The 12,497-nt window shown below is 35.8% G+C and carries 5 protein-coding genes and 4 pseudogenes; 3 read left to right on the top strand and 6 right to left on the bottom strand.

Going from position 1 to position 12,497, the window contains the following annotated elements; all coding sequences use genetic code 11:
- Window positions 1-16 precede the first annotated feature (16 nt).
- Window positions 17-1,447 (bottom strand): annotated as a pseudogene (locus tag MHH45_RS25045) (IS4 family transposase).
- A 189-nt stretch (window positions 1,448-1,636) separates the two neighbouring features.
- On the opposite strand from MHH45_RS25045, the pseudogene MHH45_RS25040 reads away from it, so the two are divergent.
- Window positions 1,637-2,910, top strand: a pseudogene (locus MHH45_RS25040) (IS4 family transposase).
- 295 nt (window positions 2,911-3,205) lie between these two features.
- On the opposite strand, the gene MHH45_RS25035 reads toward MHH45_RS25040, so the two are convergent.
- Complete coding sequence (locus MHH45_RS25035) at window positions 3,206-4,255, bottom strand: glucan-binding protein (protein ID WP_016115903.1); 1,050 nt, start codon at window positions 4,253-4,255, stop codon at window positions 3,206-3,208.
- A 367-nt stretch (window positions 4,256-4,622) separates the two neighbouring features.
- Window positions 4,623-4,877: pseudogene (locus MHH45_RS25030) on the bottom strand (RNA-guided endonuclease InsQ/TnpB family protein); the annotation flags it as partial.
- A gap of 103 nt (window positions 4,878-4,980) precedes the next feature.
- On the opposite strand from MHH45_RS25030, the pseudogene MHH45_RS25025 reads away from it, so the two are divergent.
- Window positions 4,981-5,178: pseudogene (locus MHH45_RS25025) on the top strand (DUF1433 domain-containing protein); the annotation flags it as partial.
- Window positions 5,179-5,315: 137 nt separating this feature from the next.
- Window positions 5,316-5,612, top strand: a complete 297-nt coding sequence (locus MHH45_RS25020; RefSeq protein ID WP_016115906.1) for a WXG100 family type VII secretion target — start codon at window positions 5,316-5,318, stop codon at window positions 5,610-5,612.
- Between the two features lie 273 nt (window positions 5,613-5,885).
- On the opposite strand, the gene MHH45_RS25015 is transcribed toward MHH45_RS25020, so the two are convergent.
- The 3 genes from MHH45_RS25015 to mutS form a co-directional block, all read right to left on the bottom strand.
- Window positions 5,886-6,404 carry a GNAT family N-acetyltransferase gene (locus tag MHH45_RS25015; RefSeq protein WP_016115907.1) on the bottom strand — a complete coding sequence of 173 codons (519 nt, stop codon included), beginning with the start codon at window positions 6,402-6,404 and terminating at the stop codon, window positions 5,886-5,888.
- A 1,320-nt stretch (window positions 6,405-7,724) separates the two neighbouring features.
- Window positions 7,725-9,656, bottom strand: coding sequence for a DNA mismatch repair endonuclease MutL (gene mutL / locus MHH45_RS25010; RefSeq protein ID WP_016115908.1), 1,932 nt, complete (start codon window positions 9,654-9,656; stop codon window positions 7,725-7,727).
- An 8-nt stretch (window positions 9,657-9,664) separates the two neighbouring features.
- Window positions 9,665-12,337: a DNA mismatch repair protein MutS gene (mutS, locus tag MHH45_RS25005; protein WP_016115909.1), complete on the bottom strand. Its 2,673-nt coding sequence runs from the start codon at window positions 12,335-12,337 to the stop codon at window positions 9,665-9,667.
- Window positions 12,338-12,497 lie beyond the last annotated feature (160 nt).

The raw sequence follows: 12,497 nt of genomic DNA, 5'->3' as shown, positions 1-12,497 counted from the left end.
GTTTCATTTTTTTGAATTAAGCCGCTTGATTATCAGACGTGGTACAATTGTAAACGACACCTAATATATCAAAGACTGTTTTCTTCTCATATCGATGAGATTTTCGCCCATTTTGCTGTAGGAGGTTGAACAGGCGAATTAGAATCTTTGATAGCTCTTGGGTGTCTTTCTGTATAGCTTGGAATAGAAGAAAAAAATAGTCTTTAATCATATAAATAGCTTTATATTCACTCAATTCTTGTTTCTTCTTCATAAGAAGTAACTTCCGCATTTGAAACATAATAGAAGAACAGAGTAGAATGGCAATCAGTTGCCCATACAAATGGCATTCTAATCGTTCTTGTTTTATCTTTTTACAATGATGAATGCAAAAGAATGATTTCCACGTTTTAAATAAAATTTCGATTTGCCAACGTAAAGAATACCAATCATGTACTTGTTCCATTGGTACAACATCTGTAGAAGTGTTTGTCATATATACATTGATACCACTGAGTCGTTTACTACGAGGAGAATACTTCATTCCTTTCTTTTTTTCTCTTACGGTTTGATCTTGTAGTCGTTTTTCTTGTTGTTCTTTTGTTAGTCGATGAACAATCACACGAGTTTGTACCTTATCCTTCATTCCTACATAAGCGTTGGATATTTCACATGTTTGTCCTGGCAGAAGAGAGTTCATTAAATCCTCCATATCTATTTGTATATACTCTGTACCTTTCTTGATTCTTCCATCTTTAAAATAATCAGGATTGGGATTTTTTTGATAAATACGTGTATTCGACTTGATACGAGAGATATAGTAAGCCTTTTTATCCTGTATATGTTGAAGATCTTTCAGATGAAAATATCCTAAATCTCGGATACATAAATCATTCGCTGTCACAGTTGGGACACACAGAGAACCGTAGGTTCGATCATGTTGTTTACCTGGACCGGTATGAATATGCAGGAACCGTCCACTTAATAAATCATATTCAAGCTGAATTTTCACCCCCGCTGTATGGCTGCAGCCTCCTGCACCTGGATAAACGAATGAAAAGGAATCTGGGAGCTAAAATGCAGTTGAATCTAAAATACGAATACGCTTAAAAACAGAAGTATATGGAGAAGAAATCGGTATAGATGAGGCCAATTTTTGGTTTAGTAGTTCAGCTAATATGTGTTGCAAAAATTGGACGGCCGTTTTATTAAACCGTTGATTCAATCCCTCAGGACTGATGAGCACTTCTGTTGATGCTTCTAAACAGCTAGATAACTGAGTTAAAGAAGTCGTAGCGACATTTTGGCTCATCCATACACATAAAGCAACTAAATCTTTTGCTTGGTACTTACTGGTTCGTTGCACAAAACCAACGTCTTTAGCAAGGTCCCGTAAAGTATTTGGAGATAACAAGCTTTGAATCTCTTGAGCGAATAGCTGTAATTCATCGGATACAGAAATAGACATAAAAAACGCCATCCTTTCTTATGATTCTACAGAAAGAATAGCGTATTTTTTTATTTTAGGGGGGATTTTGTTTTATTAGCTTGATAGCGATGGGGTCCTGCCACACATCCATCAAGTTAAGGTTATGTATAATTTTCATCAAAAACAGCCACCCTTTCATGGAGTATCCATGAAAGGGTGGCTGTTTTTATGTCTTCAATGAGTCTTACAAAAGAATTACAATTATTAGATCAGGAATTAAAGAATACATTTTCACTTTCATTTTTAGAATCACTCGCGCGTGAAACAGGGATGATTCAACGTGCAAGAAAATGTAAAGCGCAAGATATCGTTTCTTTATGTGTCTTCCTAAGTAAAACAGTTGGAACAGAATCTTTAGCTAGTCTATGTGCCAAATTGAATGAAACAACCAGTGTCTCCCTATCTTCTGAAGGGTTGAATCAACGTTTCAATCCTCATACTGTTCAATTTTTCAAACAAATTTTTTCTAAATTGTTTCATCAAAATATTTGTCCTACTCCATCCTTTGGAGGGGATTTCAAACGAATTCAAATTCTAGATTCTACCATGTTTCAACTTCCTAATCACTATTCAGGGGTATACAAGGGATTTTGGGGTGGTGGATCAGAAGCTGGAGTCAAAATCCAACTAGAGTATGATTTATTATCTGGAAACTTTCTTCAAATGGATGTGAATCCCGCGGTTAGTAATGATAACGTGTATGGACAAACCCGAACAGATACATTAGAGCCAGGTGATTTATGTATTAGAGACTTAGGATATTTTTATATCGATGATTTTAAGAAAATGGAGGAAAAGAGAGCTTCATATATTTCACGTATCCGTTGGAATACGCAAATATATAGAAAACAAGAAGACGCATGGGAACTGATTGATGTAGAAACCATCTCAAAACAATTAAAAGAAGGAGAATATATCGAGTTCTCTCGAGTATATATCGGATTTCATCAAAAACAAGCAACTCGTTTGATCGTCTATAAATTAACAGAACCTGAACATACAAAACGATTAGAACGGCATAAAAAAGATAAACGACGAATGCCTAAATACGCGAGTGGTATCAACTTATTTATTACAAATATAAGTGAAACTGAAATGAAGTCCCATAAAATTTATCAGCTCTATTCTCTTCGTTGGCAAGTTGAAATTTTGTTTAAAACATGGAAATCTATTTTTCATATTCATGCGGTAAAAAAGATAAAACTTGAACGCTTCCAGTGCCATTTGTATGGACAATTGATTGCGCTATGTCTGATCGCAGGTATAACTTATAAAATGAGGAGACTCATCTGGGAGAGAAAACAGAAAGAAATCAGTGAATATAAGGCAACGTATATGGTATATATTTATTTTTCAAGTATACGCGATGTGCTGTTCACATCCTGTCGAGACATGATTCCCATTCTTGTCAGATTGTTCGAAGACCTATCAAAAAATGGTAGGAAAGCACATCGGTATACCAAATATTCACCATTTGATATTCTTGGCATCACTCAAGAATATCAAAATTCACTTCAACACACCGCTTAAAAAATAAAATATGTTGAAGTCTTATTTGAGTATGTCCAAATATAAAAACTTGTATTCTATATCTAACAAAAATAAACCGGATGCTTTTTAGCATCCGATTTATTTTTGTTAACTTGATGGCTATGCCCTCACAGGTGCCTTTTTTCATTATAAAAATATCTTAAAATAAATATCTGGTGTCATATATTCAGTTTAAAAGACCTTTTGTTACATCATAACGCCATTATCGGCAAATTGATACCATTTTCCATTGATATTCTGCCATCCAGTAGCCATATATCCGTAGTTATCAAAGTAATACCAGTTACCTTCAATTTTTCTCCAATCCGTAGCCATAGAACCATCTTCTATGAAATAACGCCATACTGCATCGGTATCGGATCTACCAAAACTTATCCACCCTGTAGACATAACCCCTTCATAACCAAAGTAATATGTCTTTTCATTAATAGTTTTTAACTTTAAAGTCATACGTCCGTCTTCATCCAAGTAATACCAATTCCCTTTATCTTGTATCCAGCCAGTTTTCATCGTACCATCTGCATTTAGATAATACCAATTCCCTTTATCTTGTACCCAACCTGTTTGCATTGTGCCATCTGCATTCATATAGTACCAATTATCCTTATCTTGTACCCAACCTGTTTGCATCTTACCACTAACAAAGTAATACCAGCTTCCTTTATAGTTCAACCAACCATTATAGCTAATGCCCTTGTCATTAAAGTAGTACCACTCATTCTTGATTAAATTCCACCCTGTTACCATGGATCCATCTTCAAGAAAATAGCTAAAAGTACGGTATTCTCCTACCCAACCTGTTCGCATTCTCCCTTTACTAAATCCATCTAAATAATATGTCTTACCATTATATTCAAGATGGCCCATGTGTAGATTTCCGCCTTGGAGAACGTAATACCAATCTCCCTCATATTGAACCCATCCTTCATTAGTATACAGTGCACCGTCTGCTCCTAATAAGTAAGCTCCATTTTCTTCTTCAATATGACCCGTTTTCATTTTTCCGCTTGCATCAAAATAGTACCACTTTCCTCCATCTTGTAACCAACCAGTTTTCTTCATACCATTTTGATCATAGAAATACCATGTACCTCCGTCTTTTACCCAACCTGTTTGCTGCATTGTCTGTTCTGTTTTTGGAGTAATCTTTTTCATAGTTTCTTGATTTTCGGCATGAGATACTGCAGGAACTACAAACATTGCAGACATTAAAACTGGTAAAATAGCTTTCTTCATTTTCCATATCCCCCAAATAATGAGTAATTTTAGTTTTTATTTCCATAAACAGAATTATATTACGATGTTTAAATATAATCAATAGTTTTTGTAACAGAAATGAAATATTTTTTTAATCAAACGAAACAAAATTATCATATAAGTAATTTTTATTACTTTTTTGTTATATTAGAGATAACACCACACATCCATCAATCTAAGACATTTATCCAAAACGAGTGAATGACCCCTCCTTAACACTCTTACGAGTCGTTTGAAGAAGGAGCTTCCTGTTTCATAGAGTGTTGCTGCTTGAGAATCCAAGCAGTCTTACATACTCTCCACAGGCGTCGGTTATACTGTTTGGACACAACCTTGCCCTACAGTTTCAGTCTTCAATCGTTCTCACAAGTAATTGTTCTAACCCTTTTCGCAAAATGTTTAGACTTGCATTATGATCCCTGTCTAATACCGTTCCACACTTTGCACAAATATGCGTCCGAATAGAAAGTGATTTTTTCACACGATTTCCACAACTAGAACAATCTTGCGATGTGTATGCTGGATCTACTTTCACAAGTAGGCCTCCAAATTTCTTGCACTTATACAAAAGCATCCTGCGAAAAGCACCCCAGCCCACATCCCCACGAAAAAAGCAATCATATGCCTTTTCCAATCGTAAAAATACTTCTTGTAAGGGCTGTGATGGCACTTCTTTGAGAAAAGGATACCTCTTCTTATCGATTCATAAAATAAGCCCAATGGGAGTTCCTCATATAAAAGGATATATAAATGATAATCGAGAATTATGGTTTGATGCTGGCCTTGATGATAATGATACTTTTGAAAGAAAATTGGGGCGTTCTGGAGAACTTGGAAAACTTATAAAAAAATCTGAAAAATCGGTATCTGAAATTAAAAAAGAAAAGAAGGAAAAAAACAAGAGTAGTCTTTGCGATTACTCTTGTTTTTTATTAGAGAAAAATAAAATCTTTAAAAGTTTCAAACAATATATCATAATATTTTCGGTAAAATTAACCAATATATATTTTACTCATTATGTACTAAAGGAGAGATTAAAATGGCTGGACAAATTCGTATGAGTCCTGAGGAGCTAAAATCAAAAGCTAAACTATACGGACGGAGTTCTGATGAAATTAAAGACATTCTTGGAAAATTACAAGGATTACAAAATGAATCACGTGGAGAATGGGAAGGCCGTGCTTTTGAAGGTTTTGATCGACAATTCAACGATTTAAGACCAAAAGTAGAAAGCTTCTCACAATTATTACATGAGATTAATGTTCAACTTAACAAAACTGCAGAGGCTGTTGCTTCTCATGATGAAGAATTATCACGTAATTTCGGTTTGAAATAAGAAATGTTGTAATTTCTAAAAAAACAAAGAGAACTACTTGTGAAAGTAAACGCACTCATTAGAGTGCCTTTCGTGGACTTGAATGTATACTTATGTAGGTTTAGAATTAAAAGTCACTCTAAACTATTAATTTCACTGCATATAAAAAGCTATCGTTTTGAATAAAGATTGATCAAAACGATAGCTTACTTTTATTTTTAAGAGCTGTTTTTTATAAAAAAGTTCAACCAGTAATATCTGGCTGAACTCTATAATACGAAAGCACCTGTTAGTTCAAGAAGATTGATTGTTATTTTTATAGTAGAAGATGGTAGCAGCTAATTCACCATTCTCAGATTTCGCATAGTTAGGAATCCGCCCAGCTTGAATATAGCCTAATGAAGTATATAGTTTATTGGAAGGGTCTCCTTCTCTTGTATCAAGAACTAATAATGACCTATCCTTCTGTTTTGCTATTTCTTCAGCCCTTTGCATAAGTAAACGACCAATACCGTTACGTCGATAATTGGGGTGTGTCATTAATTTTGCGATTTCAGCTCTATGGCTTCCATTCTGCTTCGTCGATAATTGTAACTGTACACTTCCAACAATTTGATTGTTTGATTTAGCAACAAATAAAATCACTTCGGGGCTAAGAACGGTTTCCCAGTACTTCTCTGCATCTACTTTTCCCATTGGTGGTAAAAATCCAATCGAAGCCCCATCTTCTACGACCTTTATTAAAAGTTCTGAAAGCTCATTAAGATGTTCTTCAATTAAAAATAATTGTTCAATTTTTACATCAATATCCAAGACAATCACCTCTATTTTAAATTAGCAGCTTAATAAAAATCAGGTGTATCTGTGTTGCCTATCTAATTTCATAAAATAACCATTCGGATATTTCTCCTCCCTATAACCAATTTTCAATATTATTTTTTTATTCATACGAATAGGTAAGGGTTTGAAGTTATCGCTCCCTTTTCCCCTCGTTAGCACCGTACGTGCAACTTTCATCGCATACGGCGCCCCAACTAATCCAAATTTATTTGCTCATTGACACTTCTGATACTGTGTATCTTCAGAGCCTCAATTCTTCCGTATTAATAAGTCGGTGCCTTTCGCAAAAGGTGAACCTCTATTAGTCTCACAAAAACCTTATTAATTGATAAAGATTTGCCTTGCATGAACAAATAATCCTTCATTAGTCTAGTGGCTATCCCTCCATGTGGATTAGACATTTCATCGATACTGTGCTACCACTTTCACTGATATAAAGAGAAGTTATACATTCGCTAATCTCACAAATACTTTCCAACTCAACGCTTCAAAGGGAGTAAGCCCTCCACGTTATCAGCTTACAACGTTGAATTATATCTATTATAGAACAAACGTAGGTATTTCCTGTGAGCCTGTTAATCTTCATACGCCTGTAACGTATCATGGATTTTCATATTAGCTAGTTTTACTCATCCACTACTAACTTCACACAAGGTGAGATACACATTTCTATGTATTGCAGGTCTAGACCCGTACATTCGAAAGTTCGTCAGCAACCCCATTTCTTATTGTAAGATGCATTGCATTCTCACCATATTTGTTCAACTCAAGCATCAGGATTTACACCGCCCCCTCGGGTAAGGTTTTCGTCAGCCGATACTGTTACGGTAAATTCTCACGCCTATTTGCCGAGCTTATAACACGAAACTTCTTACTCAATGTCGTGGCTATTCGACGCAGAAAGAGCCTTTCAAGGCGTTACCCTATCATTCGACTCTTCGATATAATCCTTCCGTTTCATCAAGATGAAACGGTCTAGCCTTTACCAGAGTAATGTGACCATTCTCCATTTATTTCGCACAACTATCCTGCACCTTTAGTGAAATAACAGAGTGTAGTTAATTTTGGTACATCTTTTTTATAAACGGTTAAACTTTCTTCAAAACGGTATGACTTTTTTATAAACGGTACAACTTTGTTTTAAATCGACAATTAGCTACCTCACTTCAATGCACTATATAGCCTTATTTCTAACAATGAGTTACTCTCTAACACCATTATTTTTTTAATATAAGAATATAAAGACGTTTTTTTATACGCAGTAGCGGACTTCTTTCTCTTTGGACAACTCTCCTACATCACCCGCTTAAACATCTTCTCCAGTTCATACGTCGAATGATGCACAAGTATAGGTCTACCATGCGGACATGTGTAAGGATTTGTCGTTGTACGTAGTTCTTCTAGCAAAGCAAATATTTGATCGTTCGTTAAATATTGATTTGCTTTGATCGATGCTTTACAGCTCATCATAATGGCTGCTTCTTCACGCAGTTTTTTTATATCGACTTTTTTTAGTTTGACAACTTGCTGCATCATTTCATCGATGATTTCTATTTCCTGTCCTTTTGGGAACCACGTTGGATGCGAACGAACGATAAAGGATTGATGACCAAATTGTTCTAAGAATAACCCTACCTTTTTCAATTCCTCTAATTGCTCTTCGACACGTAAGAATTCAGTGAGAGATAAATCAATACGATATGGTACGAGCAATTCTTGTACTTCTTTCGTTACTTGTCCTACTTTATCACGGAAATATTCATAATTGATTCGCTCTTGCGCTGCATGCTGGTCAATCATATATAAACCTTTATCATTTTGGGCAAAAATATAGGTTCCATGCATTTGCCCAATTGGATAAAGCGGTGGTAAGTCGTTTCCATTCATTTCGATTTCTTGGATTTCTGCTACTTCTTCTAATTCAAAATCTTCCTCGCTGTTATCCCATTCATTCCCGTCTTGGACAGATTCTCCAATCATTGATTTAGAAAGTTGCCAACTATTTTCTTCTTTTACTAAAGATTCTGGCGGCTGCCATTCCTGCTTTGGTGGTTGCCAAAGTAAATTTTTGTTTTGTGGTTTGGCTTGGATTTCTTCTTGTTTCTCATCCATTCCAGTCGGTAAGACGATGTTTGGCAGTGGTGCTTCTTTCGGTTTTGTATGTTCAAAATGAAATTGCTCTTGTACACTTTCATCTTTTTCTTTTTTCTTTGTTGTAACACCAGCATCTGGAATGAGCTGTATTTTTTTAAACGCGTCCTGCAATGTTTTTTCAATCAATTGCAGTAATTCCTGCTCTTTACTAAAACGCACTTCTAATTTCGCTGGATGAACGTTCACGTCAACTAACATTGGATCCATCTCGATTGATAAAAAACCGATTGGATAACGTCCCACTGGAAGTAATGTGTGGTACCCTTGCTGAATTGCTTTCATTAAGACATAGTTTCGAACGTAACGGCCATTTACAATCGTAGATATGTAATTACGAGATGCTCTCGTTACTTCAGGTAACGTCACATATCCACGAATGGTAAAGTCCAATGATTCCGCTTCAATCGGAATGAGTTTTTTCGCAACTTGAATGCTGTAAATTGCGGCAAGTACTTGCCTCACATCACCATTCCCTGAAGTGTGTAGCATTTTTTTCTCATTATGAAACAATTTCAAAGATACTTCTGGATGGGACATAGCAATGCGATATACAATGTCTGTAATATTCCCAAGCTCTGTATGAATTGTTTTCATATATTTAAGGCGTGCTGGCGTGTTAAAAAACAGATTTTGAACCGTAATATCTGTCCCTTTACGGCTCGCTGTTTTTTCCTGCATTATAATGTCTCCGCCCTTAATAATAAGATGTGTACCTGGTGCATCTCCTGTACTTGTGACTAACTCTAATTCACTAACAGATGCGATACTTGGCAATGCCTCACCACGGAAACCGAGCGTGCGGATGCGAAATAAATCATTTTCATCTTTAATTTTACTTGTTGCATGTCGCTCAAAAGCAACAATACAATCTTCTTCAGCAATGCCATCTCCATTATCAATGATGCGAATTTTTGATAATCCAGCTTCTTCTAAGTGGATTTCAATAGATGTACTATTCGCATCGATGGAATTTTCGACAAGTTCTTTTACAACTGAAGCAGGTCGTTCGACTACTTCCCCTGCGGCAATTAAGTTAGAGAGTTGATCATCGAGTTTGCGAATTTTCCCCATCTACTTACTCATCCTTTCTTTAACTTTTTCTGCAAACGATACAATTCATTTAAAGCTTCTAGAGGAGTCATATCAAGTAAATCGATTTTTTTAATTTGTGTTAATACAGCTGTTTCTTTTTGATCAAACATAGGCTTGTCTTCTTTTTTCACAGGCTGTTCTGTAGTAAAGAAAGATAGCTGTGATTCTGCAGATTCTTCTTTCTCTTCTAGCTGCGGTTCTGATTTTTCTTTTTCAACGACTGGTTCTTGGACAATTTCTTCTTGTACTTTCACTTCCACTCGTTTTGGAATGATGATTTCCTCTTGTCCTTCTAGCTGTGCTAACACTTCTTTCGCACGAGCAATTAAGCTATCTGGCAGTTCAGCAAGCTGGGCAACGTGAATACCATAACTTTTATCCGCTGCACCATCTTGAATCTTATGCAAGAAAACAACTTTTCCGTTTTCTTCAATAGCTGAAACGTGTACATTTTTCAGTTGCTCTAAGCTTTCTTCTAATACAGTTAGTTCGTGATAATGTGTTGAGAATAATGTTTTCGCTCCAATTTGATCATGAATATGTTCTATGATTGCTTGTGCGAGTGCCATACCGTCATACGTAGATGTACCGCGTCCAATTTCATCAAATAGAATTAGACTTCTTTCCGATGCATTCGCAATTGCATTTTTCGCTTCTAACATTTCGACCATAAATGTACTTTGACCTGAAATTAAATCATCTGCTGCACCGATTCTCGTAAAGATTTGGTCAAAGACAGGTAACACCGCTTCTGTTGCTGGTACAAAACAACCGATTTGCGACATAACAGTAACAAGTGCTAATTGACGCATATACGTACTCTTACCAGACATGTTTGGACCCGTAATTAAAAAGACATCCATATTTTCAGGCATCATGCAGTCATTTGGAACATACAATTTGCCGTTCAATACTTTTTCTACAACAGGATGGCGACCATCTTTTATAAAGATTTCACGTTTATCTGTTAAAACTGGTTTTACAAATTGCTCTTCTTCACTTACTGTTGCAAAGCTTTGCAGTACATCTAGTTCACTAATAACTTTCGCTAAATGCTGTAATTTAGGAATAAACACCTTTACTTCTTCACGAAGTGCAGTGAATAAATCATATTCTAGCTGTACAATTTTTTCTTCTGCCTCTAAAATTAATGTTTCTTTTTCTTTTAATTCATCTGTGATGAAACGTTCTGCGTTTGCAAGTGTCTGCTTACGCTCATAGCGCCCCTCTGGAAGAGCAGAAAGATTTGCCTTTGTCACTTCAATATAGTAGCCAAAAATACGGTTGTAACCAATCTTTAATGATTTAATCCCTGTAATATCACGCTCACGTTTTTCAAGCTCTGCAATCCACGTTTTTCCGTTCTTACTAACATAGCGATATTGATCTAATTTGTCATTATAGCCATCTTTTATAATATCCCCATCTTTTATAGAAAGCGGTGGGTTTTCTTGAATACTTCTTCCTAGTAACTCTGTTAAACTTTCACATGGATCAGCGCCTTGAATTAACCTTGCTGCATAAGAATTGTCTAATAAACTAATGGCCTCTAAAATAGCTGGCACTTGCAGAAGTGAACGTCTTAATTGCAGTAAATCACGCGCATTTACGTTACCATATGCGACTTTTCCTGCTAAACGCTCTAAATCATACACTTCTTTTAGTTTTTCTTTTAAATCTTCACGTAAGAAATAGTCATTCACAAACGTTTCAACCATTTCTAAACGTTCTTCAATGTTGTCTTTTTGTATAAGTGGACGTTCCATCCACTGTTTTAACATACGGCCGCCCATAGCTGTTTTTGTTTTATCTAATAGCCATAATAAAGAGCCTGTTTTCTCTTTTGTTCTAAGTGTTTCTGTTAACTCTAAATTACGCTTTGAATGTACATCAATTTTCATAAATTGATTTGTATAATAAATATCCACCGGCTGCAAGTGATCCAATGAACGTTTTTGCGTTCTTAATACATAATTCAATAAGCGTCCTACTGCTGTAACTAATTTCGTTTGCGTCACATTTTTAACAAGATGTTCCAACCCTTCAGGAATCTTCGTTTCATCTTCATATGAAATTGTCATTTTCAATGTTTCTGTTAGCTTGTTTAGCTCATCTTTTGAAAATGTAGAATCTACAACAATTTCTTTTGAACCTGTTGCATACACCTCTAATAAAACATCTTCTACCGTACCCGTTAATAGTGTCACTGTACTTTGTCCTGTTGTTAAATCATTACAAGCCAGTGCATAAGAACCATCTTCAAAATGAGTTAACGCCGCTAAGAAGTTGTTTTCTTTCTCATCAATTGTGCGCCCTTCCATCATCGTTCCTGGCGTAATCAATTGAACAACTTCACGTCTTACAACACCTTTTGCTGTTTTTGGATCTTCTACTTGTTCACAAACCGCAACCTTATATCCTTTTTCAACGAGCTGTTCAATATAGTTTTTTGCTGCATGATATGGGACACCACACATCGGTATGCGATCACTACTCCCACCATCTCGGCTTGTCAATGTAATTTCAAGCTCATGTGCTGCCTTTATAGCATCCTCAAAGAACATTTCATAAAAATCTCCTAAACGGAAAAATAAAAAGGCATCTTGATAATCTGCCTTGACCTTTAAATATTGTTGTATCATCGGGGTGTACTGTGCCATTTGTTTCCTCCATACTTCATAAAAATGTGCTATATTTATATGCCGCACTTCACGGACAATTTTCTCTCCACTTATAGGAGTCTCTCTTCATTATAGCACATTTTCAATACAAAATAGTTCCATCCAGTATCACTAATACTATGTAAAAAGCTAGGAAGAA

The organism is Bacillus sp. FSL K6-0042, from assembly GCF_038006685.1.
GTDB lineage: Bacteria > Bacillota > Bacilli > Bacillales > Bacillaceae_G > Bacillus_A > Bacillus_A pseudomycoides.
The sequence above is the reverse complement of the archived record's forward strand: the minus strand, read 5'-3'. Positions and strand labels throughout refer to the sequence as shown.

What these genes read in the sequence shown, in the direction of transcription:
- mutS (WP_016115909.1), bottom strand. Translation starts at nt 12,337, where the DNA reads ATGGCACAGTACACCCCGATGATACAACAATATTTAAAGGTCAAGGCA.
- MHH45_RS25035 (WP_016115903.1), bottom strand. Translation starts at nt 4,255, where the DNA reads ATGAAGAAAGCTATTTTACCAGTTTTAATGTCTGCAATGTTTGTAGTT.
- mutL (WP_016115908.1), bottom strand. Translation starts at nt 9,656, where the DNA reads ATGGGGAAAATTCGCAAACTCGATGATCAACTCTCTAACTTAATTGCC.
- MHH45_RS25020 (WP_016115906.1), top strand. Translation starts at nt 5,316, where the DNA reads ATGGCTGGACAAATTCGTATGAGTCCTGAGGAGCTAAAATCAAAAGCT.